This window comes from Rhodococcus sp. GA1 (genome assembly GCF_024321955.1).
GTDB classification, from domain to species: Bacteria; Actinomycetota; Actinomycetes; order Mycobacteriales; family Mycobacteriaceae; genus Rhodococcus; species Rhodococcus pyridinivorans.
In genome coordinates, this window is record NZ_CP097186.1 from 3,292,739 (window position 1) to 3,311,733 (window position 18,995).

At 65.7% G+C, this 18,995-nt stretch carries 20 protein-coding genes; 8 read left to right on the forward strand and 12 right to left on the reverse strand.

The window, feature by feature from the left end; genetic code table 11:
* Window positions 1-181 precede the first annotated feature (181 nt).
* Entirely contained in the window at window positions 182-1,717 is a 1,536-nt protein-coding gene (locus tag M3330_RS15635; protein WP_024101981.1) for an amino acid permease, read from the forward strand.
* A gap of 104 nt (window positions 1,718-1,821) precedes the next feature.
* Complete coding sequence (locus M3330_RS15640) at window positions 1,822-1,971, forward strand: hypothetical protein (RefSeq protein WP_006553103.1); 150 nt, start codon at window positions 1,822-1,824, stop codon at window positions 1,969-1,971.
* A gap of 427 nt (window positions 1,972-2,398) precedes the next feature.
* Here M3330_RS15640 and M3330_RS15645 read toward each other — a convergent pair whose 3' ends face one another.
* Together M3330_RS15645 and M3330_RS15650 are read right to left on the reverse strand one after the other, a co-directional pair.
* Window positions 2,399-2,788, reverse strand: a complete 390-nt coding sequence (locus tag M3330_RS15645; RefSeq protein WP_024101979.1) for a hypothetical protein — start codon at window positions 2,786-2,788, stop codon at window positions 2,399-2,401.
* Between the two features lie 223 nt (window positions 2,789-3,011).
* The gene (locus M3330_RS15650) at window positions 3,012-3,686 is read right to left on the reverse strand and encodes a PaaI family thioesterase (protein ID WP_041803454.1); all 675 of its coding nucleotides are present in this window, start codon (window positions 3,684-3,686) and stop codon (window positions 3,012-3,014) included.
* Between the two features lie 413 nt (window positions 3,687-4,099).
* Here M3330_RS15650 and M3330_RS15655 point away from each other — a divergent pair, with 413 nt between their 5' ends.
* Window positions 4,100-6,052: an APC family permease gene (locus tag M3330_RS15655; RefSeq protein WP_024101977.1), complete on the forward strand. Its 1,953-nt coding sequence runs from the start codon at window positions 4,100-4,102 to the stop codon at window positions 6,050-6,052.
* On the opposite strand, the gene M3330_RS15660 is transcribed toward M3330_RS15655, so the two are convergent.
* The gene (locus tag M3330_RS15660) at window positions 5,973-6,758 is read right to left on the reverse strand and encodes a MerR family transcriptional regulator (RefSeq protein WP_041803838.1); all 786 of its coding nucleotides are present in this window, start codon (window positions 6,756-6,758) and stop codon (window positions 5,973-5,975) included. The two genes, M3330_RS15655 and M3330_RS15660, sit on opposite strands and share 80 nt — an antisense overlap.
* A gap of 54 nt (window positions 6,759-6,812) precedes the next feature.
* Between M3330_RS15660 and M3330_RS15665 the strand changes: the two genes are divergently transcribed.
* A complete protein-coding gene (locus M3330_RS15665; RefSeq protein ID WP_024101975.1) occupies window positions 6,813-7,292 on the forward strand; it encodes a DUF6194 family protein in 480 nt (159 codons plus the stop codon).
* 22 nt (window positions 7,293-7,314) lie between these two features.
* Here M3330_RS15665 and M3330_RS15670 read toward each other — a convergent pair whose 3' ends face one another.
* The 4 genes from M3330_RS15670 to M3330_RS15685 all read right to left on the reverse strand — a co-directional run bounded on the left by M3330_RS15670 (window position 7,315) and on the right by M3330_RS15685 (window position 10,381).
* Window positions 7,315-7,842, reverse strand: a complete 528-nt coding sequence (locus M3330_RS15670) for a hypothetical protein (protein ID WP_024101974.1) — start codon at window positions 7,840-7,842, stop codon at window positions 7,315-7,317.
* Between the two features lie 82 nt (window positions 7,843-7,924).
* On the reverse strand, window positions 7,925-8,686 hold the full coding sequence (locus tag M3330_RS15675; protein ID WP_024101973.1) for a DUF899 family protein: 762 nt from the start codon (window positions 8,684-8,686) through the stop codon (window positions 7,925-7,927).
* 53 nt (window positions 8,687-8,739) lie between these two features.
* Window positions 8,740-9,612, reverse strand: coding sequence for an alpha/beta fold hydrolase (locus M3330_RS15680; RefSeq protein WP_024101972.1), 873 nt, complete (start codon window positions 9,610-9,612; stop codon window positions 8,740-8,742).
* 286 nt (window positions 9,613-9,898) lie between these two features.
* On the reverse strand, window positions 9,899-10,381 hold the full coding sequence (locus M3330_RS15685) for a helix-turn-helix domain-containing protein (RefSeq protein WP_024101971.1): 483 nt from the start codon (window positions 10,379-10,381) through the stop codon (window positions 9,899-9,901).
* A gap of 89 nt (window positions 10,382-10,470) precedes the next feature.
* Here M3330_RS15685 and M3330_RS15690 point away from each other — a divergent pair, with 89 nt between their 5' ends.
* Both M3330_RS15690 and M3330_RS15695 read left to right on the forward strand, forming a co-directional pair.
* A complete protein-coding gene (locus tag M3330_RS15690; RefSeq protein ID WP_006553096.1) occupies window positions 10,471-10,905 on the forward strand; it encodes a PaaI family thioesterase in 435 nt (144 codons plus the stop codon).
* A gap of 44 nt (window positions 10,906-10,949) precedes the next feature.
* Complete coding sequence (locus tag M3330_RS15695) at window positions 10,950-11,168, forward strand: hypothetical protein (protein ID WP_051424854.1); 219 nt, start codon at window positions 10,950-10,952, stop codon at window positions 11,166-11,168.
* A 316-nt stretch (window positions 11,169-11,484) separates the two neighbouring features.
* Here M3330_RS15695 and M3330_RS15700 read toward each other — a convergent pair whose 3' ends face one another.
* From M3330_RS15700 to M3330_RS15715, 4 genes are read right to left on the reverse strand one after another with little or no spacing between them, the layout of a single operon-like run.
* A complete protein-coding gene (locus M3330_RS15700) occupies window positions 11,485-12,282 on the reverse strand; it encodes an enoyl-CoA hydratase (RefSeq protein ID WP_024101969.1) in 798 nt (265 codons plus the stop codon).
* A 40-nt stretch (window positions 12,283-12,322) separates the two neighbouring features.
* Window positions 12,323-13,792, reverse strand: coding sequence for a CotH kinase family protein (locus tag M3330_RS15705; protein WP_024101968.1), 1,470 nt, complete (start codon window positions 13,790-13,792; stop codon window positions 12,323-12,325).
* Window positions 13,792-14,469 (reverse strand): DUF4956 domain-containing protein, encoded by a 678-nt coding sequence (locus M3330_RS15710; RefSeq protein ID WP_006553093.1) that lies wholly within the window; start codon window positions 14,467-14,469, stop codon window positions 13,792-13,794. Before M3330_RS15710 ends, M3330_RS15705 begins: the two co-directional genes overlap by 1 nt.
* Before the next feature lie 28 nt (window positions 14,470-14,497).
* Window positions 14,498-15,340, reverse strand: a complete 843-nt coding sequence (locus tag M3330_RS15715) for a polyphosphate polymerase domain-containing protein (protein WP_024101967.1) — start codon at window positions 15,338-15,340, stop codon at window positions 14,498-14,500.
* 133 nt (window positions 15,341-15,473) lie between these two features.
* Between M3330_RS15715 and M3330_RS15720 the strand changes: the two genes are divergently transcribed.
* Window positions 15,474-16,181, forward strand: coding sequence for a response regulator transcription factor (locus tag M3330_RS15720; protein WP_024101966.1), 708 nt, complete (start codon window positions 15,474-15,476; stop codon window positions 16,179-16,181).
* Complete coding sequence (locus tag M3330_RS15725; RefSeq protein WP_024101965.1) at window positions 16,178-17,608, forward strand: HAMP domain-containing sensor histidine kinase; 1,431 nt, start codon at window positions 16,178-16,180, stop codon at window positions 17,606-17,608. The genes M3330_RS15720 and M3330_RS15725 overlap by 4 nt, the downstream gene beginning before the upstream one ends.
* Here the strand turns inward: M3330_RS15725 and M3330_RS15730 are convergent.
* Window positions 17,602-18,966, reverse strand: coding sequence for an MFS transporter (locus M3330_RS15730; RefSeq protein WP_024101964.1), 1,365 nt, complete (start codon window positions 18,964-18,966; stop codon window positions 17,602-17,604). The genes M3330_RS15725 and M3330_RS15730 overlap by 7 nt on opposite strands.
* Window positions 18,967-18,995: the final 29 nt, after the last annotated feature.

The window sequence follows — 18,995 nt, forward strand, 5'->3', positions numbered from 1 at the left end:
AGCATAATGCTCAGCCGAACAGAAAGATATTGACACTTCACGAGCCAGTGCCATGATTGCTACATCAAATGCTCACGCAAACACTGCTTGCTGCAACGTAATGCGCGCGAAGTGAGCGACATGCCTACCCCTCGCCCGGACCGGGCGTGGCGGGCGCCGCAATCACCCCGAGGAGCACACAATGCCCGGAGTCGGCATCTGGCGGACCAAATCCGTCGAACAGTCGATCGCGGATACCGATGAACCCGGTTCGCGGCTACGACGAGAACTGACCGCCAAGGATCTGACCGTGTTCGGCGTCGCCGTCGTGGTCGGAGCCGGAATCTTCACCCTCACCGCCCGCACCGCCGGCAATCTCGCCGGACCGTCCATCTCGCTGGCGTTCGTCCTCGCCGCGATCGCGTGCGGTCTCGCCGCACTGTGTTACGCGGAGTTCGCCTCTGCGGTACCGGTCGCCGGCAGCGCCTACACCTTCTCCTACGCCACCTTCGGTGAGTTCGTCGCCTGGATCATCGGATGGGACCTGATCCTCGAGTTCGCCCTCGCCTCCGCGGTCGTCGCCAAGGGATGGTCGATGTATCTCGGGGGCATGTTCGGCGGGGACGCGTCGATCGACCTCGGACCGATCACGGTCGACTGGGGGTCGCTGCTCATCGTCGGCGCCATCACGATCATCCTCGCGATCGGCACCAAGGTCTCGTCGCGGGTCTCCGCCGTCGTCACCGCCATCAAGGTCGCGGTGGTCCTGCTCGTCATCGTCGTCGGCATCTTCTACATCGACAAGTCCAACTACTCGCCGTACGTCCCGCAGGCCGAAGAGGCGGAGAGCGCCGCATCCGGTCTGCATCAGTCGCTGTTCTCGGCGCTCACCGGCGCGGGCGGCAGCACCTACGGCTGGTACGGCCTCCTCGCCGCAGCGAGCCTGGTCTTCTTCGCCTTCATCGGCTTCGACGTCGTCGCCACCACCGCCGAGGAGACCAAGAACCCCCAGAAGGCCCTACCCCGCGGCATCTTCGGTTCGCTGGCGATCGTCACCGTCCTCTACGTCGGCGTCACGCTCGTGCTCACCGGCATGGTGAAGTACACCGACCTGCGCACCGGCAGCGAGCTGGTCGGTGACGGCAGTGCCACGCTGGCCACGGCCTTCGAGGCACACGGCATCACCTGGGCGCAGATGGCCATCAACATCGGTGGCCTCGCCGGCCTCACCACCGTCGTGATGGTGATGATGCTCGGCCAGACCCGCGTGCTGTTCGCGATGTCCCGCGACGGACTCGTCACCCGCAAGCTCGCCGTCACGAACCACAAGGGTGTGCCCGTGCGCATCACCCTGATGGTCGGTGGTGTCGTGGCCGTCCTCGCCGCGGTGTTCCCGATGGGTGTGCTCGAGGAGATGGTCAACATCGGCACGCTGTTCGCCTTCGTCCTGGTCTGCGTCGGCGTGATGGTACTCCGCCGTACCCGCCCCGACCTGCCCCGCGGATTCCGGGTGCCGCTCGTGCCGCTGGTCCCGATCCTCGCGGTCCTCGCCTGCGGCTGGCTCATGCTCAACCTCTCGGTCGAGACGTGGATCCGCTTCACCGTCTGGATGATCCTGGGAGTGGCGATCTACTTCGTCTACGGTCGCCGCAAGTCGGTGCTCGGACAACGCCTGAAGCTCGAGGCCGCGCAGCAGGAAGCCGCGAAGCACGAAGCGAGGGAACCTGAACCGGTATAGATCCGTCGTCCACGAGCCCGCCCGCACCGAATCGGTGTGGGCGGGCTCGTGTGTTCCGGCGGTTCCGGGTACCCGACCGGAAGGAAAGCAGACACCGTCCGATCGTGACGCCGGAAGAGGAGGAGATGGCGCCGCAGTGCGCCCACTGTCACTGCCGCATCCTCGGGCACGGCGTGGAGTCGGCGGATGCCGTCTTCTGCTGCGCGCATTGTGCTCGTCAGGCCGGGCACGCCGAGCTGGCGGATCGTGCCTGACGGAAGAGTGCGAAGCGCGCGAAAGCGGCAGAACGGACTCTGCGAGTTGATCTTTCGGTGAACTCGAGAAAGACCTATGCACGCGAGTGAGCAGATTGCTCTATGCTGTGGACAGCGCCGCAGAGACGAAGGTCACAAGGGTTACCCGGCGTTTCGTCCGAACGCAGGACGAATCGGACATCGGGACCTGATTACCATCGATCTGCCCCTGTCGTCGGGGAGGCCGACAGGGAAGGGCCCCCGCCAGCGATTCGAGGGGAGGAGCCGGCGGGGGCCTCGCGCTGTATCTCCTGTGTCGGGGAGGACTCTAGGGAGACACGGCCACCTACGCCGTGGCCGCTTTGGAGCTTAGGTGACAGCTGGGCACTCGTCCAGAGTCGATACTGAAACGAGACCTGAGAATCTTCTCGGGGTCGAACCGAGACGTTCATCCTGCTTTGCGGCGGATGGGGCCCGTTTCGACGTCGCTTTCCGCCGGAAAGACGGGGGTCGGCATGGCTCTGGACCGGTCGGGATGCCTGCGGTACGACGCCGGTCGCTGCGAACGCCGCCGTCGCCGACGGTTCCGCGTCGTCCAGAAACCCCAGGCTGCGATGCACACGCCCACTCCCGAGAGCAGGTCGGCCTCGGTCAGTCCGTGGTTCGGCGTCACCGAGTGCAGCACACGGCCCTCGAGAGGTCCGTTCATCAGCACCCAGAGCCCGGAGGCCACGAACGCGGCCGAGCTCGACAGCAGGTGGGGGCGCGAGAGGCACCACGTCGACGCGGCGAACAACGAACACATCGCGACGAGCGAGTAGAACACGGCGTTCTGCACGGTCGACTCCTCTCGCTCCTGCCGGATATCGATCAACTGTACTGGCGGAGGAGCCGGACCTACCGAGTCGCAAGTCGTGACCCTCGCAACAGGAGCATCAGCTCAGGCGTTGCAGGGTGACGGTCATCAGAGCAAGCACCTGATCGTCGGCTCCGGCGTCCGGAGGTTCACAACACACGGGTGAGGCTCACAACCCTGATGGTCGACCATGGGCGTTGTGAGCCTATTCGGGTCTCGGTATCTCCGCGAACGAGTCGCGCTGCTGAACCATCCACACCGGAGCGATGAAGATGCCTTCCGCTTCCACGCAGATCCCCTCCGGGTCGGCGATGTGCCCCACGACGAACGCCTTACGTCCCTCGACGCGGTCGAGTTTCGCCTCCACGCGCAGAGCGCCGAGGGGAATGCGCTTGCGGTAGCGGATGGTGAGCGTGCCCGTCATTCCCGGATGTCCCGAGATGCGCGCGGCGTCGCCGAGGATCTGGTCGAGCAGCAGTGCGGAGACCCCGCCGTGCACGTGCCCGGCCGGCCCCTCGTAGACGGGACCGAGGTGGATGTCCGCCCACACGCGGCCGTCGTCGTCCTCGTGGATGTCGCCGATCGGGGCGATGGCGTTGCGCAGGCCTATTGCGGCGTTTCCCCAGTTACGGAATCGGCCCGAATCGTTGAACCGGGTGCCGTACGGCCCGTCCTCCCGGTCGCGTTCGAGGATCTCGCGCGCAGCTGCGAGATGTTCCCGCGCCCGCGCGACGTCGTCGGCATCCACACGCGTCTGCAGTGCGAGCTGGATCAGCTCGCGCACGTCCTCGGTGAGCGGACCGTAGGTGGCCCTCTGCTGATCGATTTCCTCGTCGGACAATCCGTCGTTGACGTAGAGCTCGAGGATGGAATCGGTCATCAGGGTTCTCCGGATCGTGAGCGTGGTGAAAGAAAGTAGTCGACCGCGCGCACTGTGGACGAGTCAAGTTCTGCTGCCGCTGTCCGGGATCGCCGCAAAATCCGTAAAACGGACCGTTCTGTACGAAAACGTGTGAACCGCGGCATAGACGGGAACCAATGAGTGAACCCCGTCGGCTCAACGAGGGGAGGGGCCGACGGGGTCCGTTCGTGCCGTGTCAAAGGGGAGGAGACACGGCACGCTTTGTTGCGAGGAGCAACAACGACTCCACGCTACCCACGATTCTTTCATCTGCCAACGTTGCCGACGGGTGATCGACGGGGTGAATTTGCCTATCTGCACCCATGGCGAGCGTGGTAATACAAGCGTACCGTTCCCTTCTGCGTGCGCGGGTATGCGCCGGACAGGAGTCGATGGTCGTGGCCGTAACCATCCACAAGGGCCGTGACAACATCACCAAACGGATGTTGCTGGGAAGGCCGCTGCGAAGCGACACGCTCGGCCACACGCTGTTGCCGAAACGGATAGCCCTGCCGGTCTTCGCGTCCGACGCTCTGTCGTCCGTCGCCTATGCGCCGGAGGAGATCTTCCTCGTGTTGTCGGTGGCGGGCCTGTCCGCCTACGCATTCTCCGGGTGGATCGGTCTCGCGGTCGCCGTCGTCCTCGTCGTAGTGGTCGCGAGCTACCGGCAGAACGTGCATGCCTATCCGTCGGGGGGCGGCGACTACGAGGTGGCGACGAAGAACCTCGGTGCGATCGCCGGCCTGACGGTGGGCAGCGCGCTGATCGTCGACTACGTGCTGACGGTCGCCGTGTCGATCTCGTCGGCCGCCCAGAACATCGGGTCGGCCGTCCCCTTCGTCGAACACCACAAAGTGCTGTTCGCCATCACCGCGATCACACTCCTCACCGCGGTCAATCTGCGCGGACTCCGCGAAGCCGGAACAGCTTTCGCCGTGCCCACCTACGCCTTCATGTTCTGTGTCGGGGTGATGCTCGTCTGGGGCTTCGTGCGTCTCGTCGTGTCCGACGTCCCTCTGCGCGCCGAGTCGTCGCACTACGAACTCCCCGCCGAACAATCCCACCTGGCCGGGCTGGCCTTCGCCTTCCTCCTCGCCCGCGCGTTCTCGTCGGGATGTGCGGCCCTGACGGGAGTGGAGGCCATCAGCAACGGGGTGCCGGCCTTCCGGAAACCGAAATCGCACAACGCTGCCACCACCCTGCTCCTGCTGGGCGCCATCGCGATCACGCTGCTGATGGGCATCATCGTCCTCGCCGAGCGACTGGGGGTCGTCGTCGCCGCAGATCCCGCGACACAGTTGAGCGGGGCACCGGCCGACTATCACCAGAAGACACTGATCGCGCAGGTCGCCGAGACGGTCTTCACCGGTTTCCCGCTCGGTTTCTACCTCGTCACCGCCGTGACCGCGTTGATCCTCGTCCTCGCCGCGAATACGGCATTCAACGGGTTCCCGGTTCTCGCGTCGGTACTCGCGCAGGACAAACACCTGCCGACCCAGCTGCGCACCCGGGGCGATCGGCTCGCGTTCAGCAACGGCATCGTCTTCCTGGCTCTCGGAGCGATCGTGCTGGTATGGGTGTTCGACGCCGAGGTCACCCATCTCATCCAGCTCTACATCGTCGGAGTGTTCGTCTCCTTCACGTTGAGCCAGACCGGAATGGTTCGTCACTGGACACGGCTGTTGGCCACCGAAACCGACTCGCGTCACCGCCGGAGAATGCAGCGTTCGCGCGTCGTCAACGGTGTGGGTCTGGCGATGACGGGGACCGTCCTGATCATCGTGCTCATCACGAAATTCCTCGCCGGCGCGTGGATCGCGATCCTCGCCATGGTGATCGTCTTCGTGACGATGCGGGCCGTCAACCACCACTACCGACGCGTGGCGGCCGAACTCGACGCCGGCAAATGGGACGGTCTGCTGCCCAGCCGCACGTATTCGATCGTGCTCGTGGCCAAGCTGCACCACCCGACACGTCGCGCGCTCGCGTACGCCTCGGCCACTCACCCCGACACCCTCGAAGCGATCACCGTCGACGTCGACGAGGAGGACACCCGCGCTCTCGTGCGCGAATGGGAAGCCAGCGACATCACGATTCCGTTGAAGGTGCTGGAGTCGCCGTACCGGGAGATCACGCGACCGGTACTCGACTACGTCAGGCGGGTGCGCGGCAACTCGCCGCGCGACGTGGTCACCGTCTTCATCCCCGAATACGTCGTGGGGCACTGGTGGGAGAATCTGCTCCACAATCAGAGCGCGCTGCGACTCAAGAGTCGTCTGCTGTTCCAGCCCGGGGTGATGGTGACGAGTGTGCCGTGGCGGTTGCACTCTTCGGATTCGAGTTAGACGAGCGCGGAGTCCGGTTCTCGATCAGGTTCGCGATGTCTGCACCGGCTCGCAGCAACGTTTCGGACTGCACTGCGATGGTGTGCAGGCGCTCGTGGAGTGCGTCCCGAGCAGTATCGGTGTCATTGTCGGTTCCGATCGCTGCCATCACCGCCCGGACCGCCGGGATGCGGTAGCCACCCGCGCGTAGTGCGGCAACGATCCGCGCATCCCGCGCCGCGGCGGGGGAGTAGCTCCGCGCAGCGTTACGGTCGATCCGTTCGGGCGCGACCAATCCCTCCTTCTCCCAGAACCTCAGGGTGGACGATCGCACTCCGATGGCGTTCGCCAGCTCGGTGATGCTCATGGCGTCGCCGGGTAGTGGAGGCGCGTCGTGGGCGGCCTCGTCGACGATGGTGTCGAGTGCGCGGAGTGCGGTGAGACTCTCGGCGCGTGCCCGCGCGAGCCCACTGTGGAGTTCGACGACACGGGCGAGTGCCTCGTCGTAGGGGAGGACCTGCACATCGTGCATGACACTGCGCGCCTCGACGGGACCCACCGCGACAGCCAGTGCGCGGTACGCACGCAGGGCCGTGACGTGTTCGGGACCGAATCTGCGATAGCCGTTGGGCATTCGTACGGCGGAAGGAATCACTCCGAGGCGTTCGAGATCGCGCACCTGCTGCACGGAGTATCCGGTGGCTGCGGCCAGGCGCCCCGTCGTCATCGTGTGCTCCACTGCTCGAACCCTCCATAAACACTTCAAGGTGACACTCGAAGTATGACCATGGAACAGATCCTCGCGCAGATCAGAAGCTTCAGCGGTGTCCTCGAGCTCGCACCACAGGATGGGAACGGGCTCCCCGAGATTTCGTGGGGCGACCATTTCTTCTACTACGCCCCGGACGGCGAGATCCCGCACAATCGGCAGCCCTACGCGACGATCGTGACGAAGAACTATCCGAACGATGGGGATTCACGCCTCGACGAGCCGGGCCGATGGCGCATGAACGTGCATGCGGGGACGCAGCTGTTCACCGAGTTGCTCGGCTACCCACCCCGGTCCGTCGACCCCTCGACGATCGACTTCGCCGAGACCGACGTCTTCATCCCTCATCCGCTCTACGGCTCACTGGGATGGGTCGCGGTCGTCGAACCCGGCGAGCGGACCACACCGCGTCTGCTCGAAGTGCTGCGCGACGCCCACCTGGCCGATCGGCGCCGGGTCGAACGCAGGAGCGCATTGCGCGACACGGAGTGATCGTGCGAAAAAGCTTCTGCTGTCACCCATCCCGATCCGGATTGCTCTCGAAGAACGACGTCACGGTGTCGACGGTGAAGCGGTGACGCAGGCGGCATGCCGAGTTCTGGTTCGCGAACAGGCCCGGGATGCGGAAGGCATCCTCGCGCGCGACGGTGTGCGTCCACTGCACCGGCACGATCCACTCGCGGTGGTCCTCGTGCGGGTCCGTGCTCTCGCTCTCGTGGATGTACGGCGCCTTCAGGTCGAGGCTGCGGAACGGCACCGCGCGACCGTCGACGACGAGCGTCGCCTCGTCGGCCGGAACCGCCGGGCCGGTCACGACGCCGATGCCGACGTATCCGCTCTTCGGGATGTAAACGAAGACGCGGCCACCGACGGGCAACTCCTGCAAGGAATCCGAATACCAGCGGCCACCGCCGGCGGCGACGAAGCCGTAACGGCGGCCGTCGTCCCAATTCCGTGACGGGCTGCGCTCACCGAAGTTCACATACCAATCCCGGCCGTTCCATTCGGACTCGGGACGATTCGACCCGGACGATTCCGCCACGCACACTCCTTCGTCGGGAACACCTCGTTCCACGGTAGGCGCGAGCGGAACCGCCGGTGTGATCAGTGCCGGTCGCAGATGATCAGTGCCAGCTGCCCTGCCTGCCGAGGGTTTCGACGGGAGTCGCGCCGGGCCGGGTCCACTGCGGCACCGGCCGGCTCGTCTCATCCCATGTCGCATTGCCGTCGGCGTCGGTGCGCCAGAACCAGCACGGATCGTCGCCCTCCGGCCAGCCCTCGGGTTTGTCCTCCCACCTCTCGCCGCGTCCGTACGGGGTCATGTCGAGCAGGCCGGCGGAGCTGTTGGCCCGTTCGGTGCCGCGACCCGTCGTGGAGTAGGTGAGGAAGGTCCGGTCTCCGTCGCGGAGGTAGGAGGTGAGATAACCCATCGCTCCGCCCACGGGTTCGTCGAGGTCGCGCACCGAATACCAGGGCTGGGTGTAGCCCATGAACTCGACGAACGCTGCCACCTCCTCCCACGGGCCGGTGGTGACGAATGCGAGCGACACCCCGCGAGCATTGAGGTAGACGGCGTCGCGGACGTGCCAGGCCGTGGTCGTGCATCCCTCGCACTGCCCTTGCGGAGGTGCACCGTCGTACCACATGTGCTTGTAGACGACGAGTTCGTTGCGACCCTGGAAGAGGTCGAGGAAGGGGACCGGGCCGTCGGGCCCGACCACCTCGACCGTTCCGTCGAACTCCACCATCGGGAGTCGTCGGCGAGCCGCGGCGATGGCGTCGCCTTCCTTGGTGTGGGCTTTCTCGCGAACGAGGAGTTCGTCGCGCGCGGCCTGCCAGGTCGCGAGGTCGACCACGGGTGGACGGCCGGAATGCGGTTCGGTCATGGTGACCTCCGGAAAGCGGGAACCGCGACGCGCGCGGGAGCGGATCGGACGGATTACACGCGGCTCGGTTGGAGCACGTCGCGGAGCACGGCGGCGAAAGCTTCAGGATCGCCGGGCATACCCTCTGCGGCACCCATGAAGCCACCGTGATCGCCAGGGAACAGCGTCGGAGTTGTGCCGAGCCGGTCGGCGAGCGCTGCCGAGGCGCGGCCGCACAGCTGGCGTACCGACTCGCGACCACCTGCGACGACGATGCGCGTGGACGCGTTCGCGAGAGCGTCGAGATCGGGGTGGTAGCCCGTGCACGACATCCAGTTCTGGCCCAGCAGCACGTCGTCGCGGGTCCCGTCGTCCTCGGTGGGCAGGCCGAAGTCGGACGGGTTCGGAGCGGGCCGATCGAGATAGTCGGAGGTCAGTTCACCTTCGTAGCTGACCAGGGCGATGAACTTCGCCATGGCCGGTCCGAGGCCGCTGCGCTGATAGGTGTCGCGGATGTCGTCGCGCACCGCTTCGGCCCCGATGCGATCGGGCAACAGTTCCATGATCGGCGGTTCGTGCGCGACCAGCGTGCGCACCTGCTCGGGGTGGCGCGAGACGAGTTCGAGGGCGTTGACTGCGCCGCCGCTGCTGGCGAAGACGTCGACGGGACCGAGATCGAGTTCGACGAGGATCCGGTGCAGGTCGTCGGCGTGCAGAGCGGGAGTGGACTGCATCGACGTGTCGGTGCGCGTACCGCGGCCCGTGCCGCGCGGGTCGTAGGTGATCACCGTCCGGTCGTCGAGGTAGGAGGCGAGGCTCGTGAAGCCGCTCGCGTCCATCGGGGATCCGGCGAGCAGCAGCGGGGTGGCGTCGCCGGGGACGGTGCGGACGTCGTAGACGAGAGTCGCGCCGGGGACGTCGATCGAGTGGGTGACGAATTCGGGCATGTCGGCTCCTTCTGGGGTCGGTGACCATACCGACTCGCGCCACCCGGAAAACTCATCGCACATACGACCGCGTCCGCACCCATCACGGATGCGGACGCGGTGTGCGCTGGCTCAGTGGGCGATGCCCGGTTTCGCAGGCAGTCCGCCGAGGAGCGCAAGAGATCCGAAGTGCATATGTGTTCCTCCTGTCGTTCGGTTATCCGGACTGCGTCCGCACCGGGACGCTGACCGAGGAGTACCCGCCGCCTCGGTGAGAAACACTGCCGCGGACCGAAAATTCACTTCGTTATGTTTTCGTGCCCTCGGGGAGTTTTCGCGCGGTCGGACCCGGCCGGGTCTGCGACTCGCTCGGCCGCAGCGGACCGTGGCCGTGGGCGCATTGCACGACCGCTTCGACCGGAGCGCCACAGTCGCGGTGTTCGATGAGCAGTGACGGGCCGTCGGGATCTGCACAGTATTTGTCCCCCCACTGGAGCAGGGCGACGAGGATCGGATAGAGATCGCGACCCTTGTCGGTGAGCCGGTACTCGTTGCGCGTGCGGCGGCCTTCCTCGCGGTAGGGGACGGTGTCGAGGATCCCGGCCTCGACGAGGGTGCGCAGTCGGGCGGACAGCACGGGGTCGGAGATGCCGGTGTGCCGGCGCATCTGCTCGAAACGTCGCACGCCGTTGAACACTTCGCGGAGAACGATCATCGTCCATTTCTCGCCGATGACGTCCATCGTGCGCTGGACCGAGCAGTTGTCGGTGCTGTAGTCGAGCCACTGCATGCCCACAGGGTAGCTGACTTAATCCTTGACAGTCAGCCTAGGCACTGGCTAACTGTGGATATCGAAGTCAGCGTGAACGAGGAGTTGTCATGACCGGAACTACCGAGGCCCGTCCGACCATCGAGGACTACGGCCAGAAGCCGCCGAGCCGATTCGTCGAGGCGAGCGGCTTCGTCGTCGAGGAAGCCACCGGAACGAAGGTCGCCGGATACGTCGACCTGGGCCCCGACCATCACACCCCGTGGGGAGTCGTGCACGGTGGGCTCTATGCGACCATCGTCGAAACTGCCGGCAGCATCGGCGCAAGCGCCGCGGTACTCGAGCGCGGCCAGTTCGCTGTCGGCGTCAACAACTCGACCGACTTCCTGCGTTCGACGACGGGATGCCGCGCGTCGGTCACGGCAGAACCGTTGCAGCAGGGGAGGACTCAGCAACTGTGGCTGGTGATCATCACCGACACTACGACCGGCAAGGTCCTCGCTCGCGGTCAGCTGCGACTGCAGAACGTTCCGTTGCCGGAGTAGTTGTTTGCGCGCATCGGTGTCGGGAATCCGTATCCATGGCAAGCATGGAACCGTTTCTCCCGATCAAGCACACCGGCTCCGACGAGATCGACGCGGCCGATCCCGGTCAGGGCGCACCGGCTACAGATCCCGGACCCGTCCCGGGTGAGGACGTCGACCCCGAGATGGCGCAGCGCGAGAAGGACGAACTCGAGAAGAGGATGTCCGAGAAGCGTAGTGGGGGCACGGTTTTCCGGACGCCGGAAGTGAATCCGTCCGAATAGACCGAACCGCGCCCGCACGCAGGGGGAGTGCGGGCGCGGAGTCGATCGTCTGGCTGTCAGAGAATGATGCCGAGAGCGGCGAGCAGTCCACCGAGGGTCAGTGCGAGAGATCCGAGCAGCATAGGAATACCTCCATGTTGTTGTGGATGGGCACGCCCGCGAACGGGCGCGGGAAGTGAATGGATCCGCAAGATCAATTCACTTCCGTCCCATACTTCGCGAAGGCCCCAAAGCCTGTTACCTGCCGTCACTAGTTGTTATATTTCTGTGATAAAAGTGTCCGATTAGACCGAAATGCCCTCTGGTCATGGGCGTTTCAGGACTTGGGATTCACGGCGTTCTGGGACTTTCCGCGTTCGATCACCGCAGCCCGTCGCTCGGCGACCCGCGACGGCGAGAACTCCCGCATCCACTCTTCCGAGGTCTGCTGCTCCACCCGTAGGGCCGGTTCGACGACATGCTCCTCGGCCCGGCGGTACGACGCGAGCAACGCCCGCACACCGGATTGGTCGTTGCCGGCGATCGTCCGCGCGACCTCCACGGCCGTGCCGAGCAGTTCGTCATGCGCGACGACCTGCGTCACCAGACCCGCACGCAGCGCCTCCTCGGCACCCACGAAGTTGCCGGACAGGCTCATGCGACGCGCGAAGCCCGGACCCACCGCCGCGGGCAGGCGCTGGGTGAGTCCCCAACCCGGCAGGACGCCGACTCGCGCGTGGGTGTCGGCGAAGCGGGCGCGCTCGGACGCGATGAGGAAGTCGCACGCGAGTGCCATTTCGAGACCACCGGTGATGGCGGCGCCGTTCACCGCGCCGATGATCGGCTTGGAGATGGGCTTCCACGGATGACCGACGGGGAGGTCGGCGCCGGACACCAGCGACAGGTTGCCTCCACCTTCCCCGAGTTCCTGCAGGTCGAGTCCGGCGCAGAAGGCCGGGTCGGTGCCGGTAAGGACCACGACGTTCGTCTCGTCGTCCGCCTCCGCTGCAGCGATCTCGGTGCGCAGGGCATCGATGAGCGCCGAGCTCAGCGCATTCCGCGCCTCCGGGCGGTTGAAGGTGAGAATGCGGACGGAATCGCGCTGCTCGACGAGCAGGATTTCTTCGGAAGTCATGGCCCGACAGTATCCGTAACTTCGGTGGATCCGACCTCGCTCAGCGGGGCTGAATCCACTGAACTTGTGCCTGCGTACGTTCCCCGATCCAGGAGCGCATCGAGTCGACGCTCTCCTGCAGCGCCTCGGCGGTGAGTCCGTCGGAGGTCGGCACCGACGCCGCCACCTCGTCGAGCACCTCGAGCGCCAGACCGTTGCCGTAGATCTGTTCGGACAGCTCCTGATACACCCGGTGGTAGATCTCCGTGAAGGCGTCGGAGTCGAGGAAACGGGTCTTCAAGGTATTGCCGCCGCCTGGTCCGCGACTCTCACCTCCAGGCATTCCAGGTGGCATGGCCTGAGGCATCCCCTCCGGTGGCGCGGCGCCCGCCATGCCCTGCGGGCGACCGCCCGGTCCCATGCCGCCCATCATGGAGATGGAGTCGTCCGGGCCGGCGGAAGTATCACCCTGCATGGCCATGTTCAGATCCCACGAGACCACCGAGAGCTTCTTCGTGTCGAGGTCGTACCAGAGGTAGTAGTTCTGACCGGGTCCGGCCATGTCGTCGAAGTTGACGAGCAGGTTCTGTGTGGCGACGTACCGGGCGAAGGACTCGACGTCGACCCAGTCGGCGAGGTGCGCGTCGAACTCTGCGTCGTCGGCCGAGTCCATCCACTTCAGGAAGCTGATGATGGGTTGCAGCGTCCCGGAGTCGGCGGCATTGATCTCCTCGAACTGGTCGGCGTAGTCCGACTGGTCGTCGCCGACGTACTCGAACCGCGACGACGCATCGGCCTTGTAGAGATAGCCGGGGGAGTCGAACAGCGAGTTGGCGTACTGCTCATCGGGATGCTCGAGCACCAGTCGCGTCGCGGTGGCGCTGTCGTTGACCGAGTACACCGTGTACGCGTACCGCTGGGTCGGTTGATCGGTCTCGGCGGTGAGCGACAACGCCATCGCCTCGTTGATCACCGGCGAGCCGGGCCGCACCGACAGTTCTGTCATGCCCTGATACGCGCGACCGTCGACGTACTCGTCGAAACGGATCAGCAAGGGCAACGAGGTCGGATCCTCCGGATCCACCTGAACCGTGCCCTCCACCCCGGGCGGGCCTTGTGCCTGATCGAAACCCTCGCCCTGCAGGCCGCGCAGCGTCGAGTTGCCCTTCAGGCGCACACCCACGTCGTCGATGCGGGTGCCGTCGATGACCACATCGGCGACCACCCACTCCTTGTCGCCGTCCTTCTCGTATGTGGAGATCATGTCGTCGTACTCGGCGTCGCCGATCTCGAGCGACAACTCGTGTGTGGCGGAGGTGTCGAACAGATCGACTGTGCCGGCGACGTTCTGGGTGATCTCCGAGGAGATGATCGTCGGGTCGCCTGTGATGTAGGGCCGCACGCGTGTCGCTCCGAAGGCCGTGGCCACGATCGCGACGAACGCGATGAACGCCACTGGCAGTTTCCAGTGCCGCCGCAGCGAGGTCGGTATCCGGTGCCGCAGACGGCGCCGCGGGGTGGGTGCAGTCATCACAGGTCGGTCTGGTCGTATCCGGTCAGGACGCTCACCCGCTGGCCGGCATTGACGGCGCTCAGTGCCGCGATCAGGTCGTTCGAGCTCGTGCCCTTCTTCAGCTGCGCCGTGTAGTACAGCTCCACCAGAGCGCCGGCGCGGACGGATTCGGTGGACACCAACTCGTATTCACTGCAGTGCTTGATGAGAATGTCCTCGACGGTGCTGGTGTAGGCAGGCTCCGGCGGCACCTGCACCTTGACCACCTGACGCTGCACGTCGAGCGTGAACCAGTTGAACTTGTTCATGATCAGCAGTACGAGGCAGATCGCGACGGTCGCTGCGATGGCGAGCACGTAGAAGCGGGTACCGGTGGTCATGCCGATGGCCATCACCAGGAAGATGAACCCGACATCGCGAGTTTCTTTGATGGCGTTGCGGAATCGCACCACCGAGAGCGCGCCGACGAGAGCGAACGCCCGGGCGATGTTCGATCCGACCACCAGCATGATGAGCGCGATGACCATGCCGACCAGCACCAGCGTCTGCACGTAGGACTGGCTGTAGGAGACGTTCTTGTGCGTGTAGCGGTAGACCCACGCAATGACGCTCGACAGCACGAACGACAACGCCAGCGACACCACGATGTCGAAGGTCGTGAACGTGCCACTGAGATCTTGGAAATCGAAGTTCATATCCGTCCTTGTTTCGGAGAAGGGAAGGTCAGCGAGCCGGAATCGGTTCGGTGGACAGAAGATCGGTGGGTACCCGCGCGTCGGAGCCGTCCGGCGACACCAGTTCCGGTGCACCGAAACGGGACCGGGGTGCGAGCCCGAACGCCTCGACCGACTGGCAGTACTTCGACACCCGGATCACCGACATGTCCAGCCGGGCCGTCAAATCAGTCGCCCAGTAGGGCACCCGCTCGTTGGCCTTGAGCTCTACGACGGCCAGCTTCGGCGGGATGATGAAGCGGTTCTCTGCGCCGGACGCGAAGTGGAAGTCGCGGTCGCGGCCGTGCACCTTGTGGTCGATCGTCACGCGCAGGCCGAGGTCGGCGTCGCGTCCGACGAACGCCTCGCGCAGATAGCCGGTGGTCACGATCGGTCGCAGATCCAGATTCCCCACGAGACCGGAGACCTCGTCGACGAACGGCCGCTGCGAGTCGTCGCACTCGATGTCCTCGCGTCCGTTCAGCCATCGCAGGGCGACGCCGTACGGGAGGGCAGTGCGACGCTTCTGGGTCACCCGGTTGACGCGCTGCTTGATCTCGACCTGCACGGCAGAGTCGTCGGTGCATGCGGCCGGATCGCCGTACAGCCGCATGCGTACCTTGCGGCGGAACTTCAGGCCCTCGATCTTCTCCCAGTAGAACCGCAGATCCGGGGTGTCGTAGTACAGCGACGTCACCGGATAGCCCCCGTGTGGGGAGTACGGATCGGTGTCCATCCGGGCGGCGAGCTCGCGCCGTAGTTCGGGCACCTTCATCTCGTCGACGAAATACTTGATCTCGTACCGGTTGAACGCGTGCAGTCTGCTCGCGGTCTGTTGATAGCCGTTGTTCACCCCCACAGCACACACTCGTGATCTCGAGGTTCCGTGGAGTTCTCCTGGCAACTTCCTGACAATCGGAAAGCTCACAGGAACCTGCCAGGAAATCTCGAGCGCGGTGCCAGCCCTACCCGCGACAATCGAAGTCGTGACCGACCGGATTCCCGAAGCGCGCGTGCTCGTCGTCGACGACGAGCCGAGCATCGTCGAACTGCTGTCCGTGAGCCTGAAGTTCCAGGGCTTCGAGGTGGAGACCGCGAGCAACGGCGCCGAAGGACTGGACAAGGCGCGACGCTTCCGGCCCGACGCAGTGATCCTCGACGTGATGATGCCCGGGATGGACGGCATGGGCCTGCTGCGCCGCCTGCGCGCCGACGGCATCGACGCGCCCGTGCTGTTCCTGACCGCGAAAGACGCGGTGGAGGACAAGGTCGCGGGCCTGACGCTCGGCGCCGACGACTACGTCACCAAACCGTTCAGCCTCGAAGAGGTCATCGCCCGGCTGCGCACGATCCTGCGCCGCGCCGGCAAGGTGTCCGAGACCGAACGCAGTTCCCGCATCACCTTCGCCGACCTCGAACTCGACGAGGACACCCACGAGGTGTTCAAGGCCGGCAAGCCCGTGTCGCTGTCGCCGACCGAGTTCACGCTGCTGCGGTACTTCATGCTCAACGCCGGGACGGTGCTGAGCAAGCCCCGCATCCTCGAGCACGTGTGGAACTACGACTTCGGCGGTGAGGTCGGGGTTGTCGAGTCGTACGTGTCGTATCTGCGACGCAAGGTGGACATCGGCGACGTCCCCCTCATCCACACCGTTCGCGGGGTGGGCTACGTGATGCGGGAACCCCGCACATGAACCGGCTGCGGGCGCTGCCACTCCGTTGGACGCTGGTGGCCGCCCTGGTGCTCCTGGCCGGCATCGGTCTGCTCGCGTCGGGTGTTGCCGTCACCTCGGCTCTGCAGAACTCTCTGCTGTCGCGCGTCGACCGGGACCTCGAGGAGGCCGCACGGACCTGGGCGCGACCCGACAAGCCGCCACCGACGCCACCGCTGGACGCCCCCACCTCCCGGCGACCACCGAGCCCCTTCTACGTTCAGGTCGTCGACGCCGACGGACAAGTGCTGTTCGTCGTCAACGACGAGTCGACCGCACCGGATGTGCCTGAGGATCCGGCCGGTAGGCCCGTCACCGTCGGATCCGTGGGCGACGACGGTCCGCACTGGCGGGTGATGAGCACCGAGAACGCGTCGGGTGTCGTGACCACCGTCGGGATGAGTCTGGCCGAGGCCGACGAGACGGTGGACAGCCTCGTCGTGCTGCAGACGGTGATCGGTGCGGTCGTGCTGGTCGCACTGGCGGTGGGCGGCGGTGTCGTCGTGCGGATGAGCCTGCGTCCCCTCGACGAGGTCGAGCGCACCGCCGCCGCGATCGCTGAAGGCGACCTCAGCGAGCGGGTGCCCGAGGGCGATCCCCGAACCGAGATCGGGCGGTTGTCGGTGACCTTCAACGCCATGCTCGGCAGGATCGAATCGGCCTTCGCGGCGACCGCAGCATCCGAGGAGTCGGCGCGACGCTCGGAGGAGAAGATGCGTCGCTTCGTCGCCGATGCCAGCCACGAACTCCGAACCCCGCTCACCACCATCCGCGGTTTCGCCGAGTTGTACCGGCAGGGCGCGAGTACCGACACCGGCATGCTCATGGACCGCATCGAACGCGAGGCCCGCCGCATGGGCCTGCTCGTCGAAGACCTGCTGATGCTTGCGCGACTCGACGAACAACGCCCGCTCGACCGTTCCCCGGTGGATCTGCTCGCGGTCGCCGCCGACGCGGTGCACAACGCGCGTGCCGTCGCACCCGAACGGACCATTACCCTCGACATCATCGACGGCCCAGGCACTCCCGAGGTTCTCGGCGACGACGCCCGTCTGCGTCAGGTGTTGAGCAATCTCGTCACAAACGCCCTGACCCACACCCCACCAGACGCCGATGTCACGGTGCGGGTGGGCACCGCAGACACCGATGCGATCTTGGAAGTCGCCGACACCGGCCCCGGCCTCGACCCCGACGACCGCGAGCGCGTCTTCGAACGCTTCTACCGCGCCGACACCTCCCGCACCCGCGCGTCGGGTGGGAGTGGTCTGGGCCTGTCGATCGTCGCTGCGCTGGTCGCGGCGCACGGCGGGAAGGTGGAGGTGGAGTCCGAGAAAGGTGTCGGCTCTACCTTCCGTGTACGCATCCCCCGCCTACTTCCACGCCACTTCTCGATGAGGCGTGCTCAGTAGAGATCGTCGAGCTTGTCGAGATCGACGCCCCTCGTCTCGCGACTGGTGGCCACGGCGATCACGGTGATCGACATGGTGATCACCAGATAGACGATGACTGCGGTGGCACTGAAGCGGTCGACCAGCCACACCGCGATGAACGGGGCAGGAGCCCCGGCGATGATCGACGAGCCCTGGAACACCAGCGACGAACCGGCGAAGCGGTACTTGGTGGGGAAGAGTTCCGTGATCCATGCGGCTTCCGGGCCGGCGAGCATGCCGTGCAGCAGCGCGCCGACGCACACACCCACACCGAGCGCGGTCATGTTCTCGGTGTGCACCAGGGAGAAGAAGATCGGCGCCCAGATGACGAGCGAGACGGCCGGGACGAGCATGGCGATCTTGCGTCCCACCCGGTCGGACCACCATCCGCCGCCGATCATTCCGAGGAACTGGCAGACCGACGCGAAGGCGACGGTGGTGACGATCGCGCCGCGGGTGTAGTCGAAATAGGTCGTGGCGTACGCGATGACGAAGATCGTGTAGACGTAGAACGCGATGTTCTCGCCCAGGCGCATGCCGAGGCCGTGGAGCAGCGGGCGCGGCTTACGCAGAGCCTCGATGATGCTGGACGATTCCTTGCGGGCAGCCTTGTCCTCGGCGGACTCGGCCTTCTCCTGCGCGGCCCGGTAGACCGGAGATTCCTCGACGCCCCGACGGATCAGGAAGCCGATGACGAGCAACGGCACGGCGAGGAGGAAGGCGACGCGCCAACCCCAGTCGTCGAAGGCGTCCCCGGGGAAGACGACCGCGAGTATGCCCACCGTGACGGTGGCCAGGACGGTACCGGCCGGAGCTCCGGACTGCGGCCATGCCGCCCAGAATCCCCGGCGCTTGGGTTCGCCGTATTCGCTGACCAGGATCACTGCGGCGCCGAACTCGCCACCGAGGGCGAAGCCCTGGATCATGCGCAGGACGACCAGGGCGACGGTGGCCCAGATGCCGATCTGGCCGTAGGTGGGGAGCAGTCCGATCGCGGCGGTCGCGCCTCCCAGCATGAGGAACGTTGCAACCAGAATGGGTTTGCGTCCGAACTTGTCACCGAGATGACCGAAGACGATGCCGCCGAGAGGACGGGCGACGAACCCGAGTCCCTGTGTCGCAAGGGCCATCAACAACGAGGCGACCGGGTTGCCGCTGGGGAAGAACAGAGGGCCGAGGACGGTCGCGGCGAGGATGCCGTAGATCGCGAAGTCGTACCACTCTAGGACGGCGCCGGCCATGCTGCCGGCCAGAACCCGTTTGAACGGCGTTCTGGTGGTCGGTGTGCCGGAGTCCGGTGGGACGGACGGCGTACCCGACTGCTCGATGGTGGTCATGTCGTGCCTTTCGGATCAGTTTCGAGGGT

What these genes read in the sequence shown, in the direction of transcription:
- M3330_RS15660 (WP_041803838.1), bottom strand. Translation starts at nt 6,758, where the DNA reads ATGACGACGGGGCGCCTGGCCGCAGCCACCGGATACTCCGTGCAGCAG.
- M3330_RS15665 (WP_024101975.1), top strand. Translation starts at nt 6,813, where the DNA reads ATGACCATGGAACAGATCCTCGCGCAGATCAGAAGCTTCAGCGGTGTC.
- M3330_RS15675 (WP_024101973.1), bottom strand. Translation starts at nt 8,686, where the DNA reads ATGACCGAACCGCATTCCGGCCGTCCACCCGTGGTCGACCTCGCGACC.
- M3330_RS15730 (WP_024101964.1), bottom strand. Translation starts at nt 18,966, where the DNA reads ATGACCACCATCGAGCAGTCGGGTACGCCGTCCGTCCCACCGGACTCC.
- M3330_RS15685 (WP_024101971.1), bottom strand. Translation starts at nt 10,381, where the DNA reads ATGCAGTGGCTCGACTACAGCACCGACAACTGCTCGGTCCAGCGCACG.
- M3330_RS15650 (WP_041803454.1), bottom strand. Translation starts at nt 3,686, where the DNA reads ATGACCGATTCCATCCTCGAGCTCTACGTCAACGACGGATTGTCCGAC.
- M3330_RS15705 (WP_024101968.1), bottom strand. Translation starts at nt 13,792, where the DNA reads ATGACTGCACCCACCCCGCGGCGCCGTCTGCGGCACCGGATACCGACC.
- M3330_RS15710 (WP_006553093.1), bottom strand. Translation starts at nt 14,469, where the DNA reads ATGAACTTCGATTTCCAAGATCTCAGTGGCACGTTCACGACCTTCGAC.
- M3330_RS15655 (WP_024101977.1), top strand. Translation starts at nt 4,100, where the DNA reads ATGGTCGTGGCCGTAACCATCCACAAGGGCCGTGACAACATCACCAAA.
- M3330_RS15635 (WP_024101981.1), top strand. Translation starts at nt 182, where the DNA reads ATGCCCGGAGTCGGCATCTGGCGGACCAAATCCGTCGAACAGTCGATC.
- M3330_RS15700 (WP_024101969.1), bottom strand. Translation starts at nt 12,282, where the DNA reads ATGACTTCCGAAGAAATCCTGCTCGTCGAGCAGCGCGATTCCGTCCGC.
- M3330_RS15725 (WP_024101965.1), top strand. Translation starts at nt 16,178, where the DNA reads ATGAACCGGCTGCGGGCGCTGCCACTCCGTTGGACGCTGGTGGCCGCC.
- M3330_RS15680 (WP_024101972.1), bottom strand. Translation starts at nt 9,612, where the DNA reads ATGCCCGAATTCGTCACCCACTCGATCGACGTCCCCGGCGCGACTCTC.
- M3330_RS15690 (WP_006553096.1), top strand. Translation starts at nt 10,471, where the DNA reads ATGACCGGAACTACCGAGGCCCGTCCGACCATCGAGGACTACGGCCAG.
- M3330_RS15695 (WP_051424854.1), top strand. Translation starts at nt 10,950, where the DNA reads ATGGAACCGTTTCTCCCGATCAAGCACACCGGCTCCGACGAGATCGAC.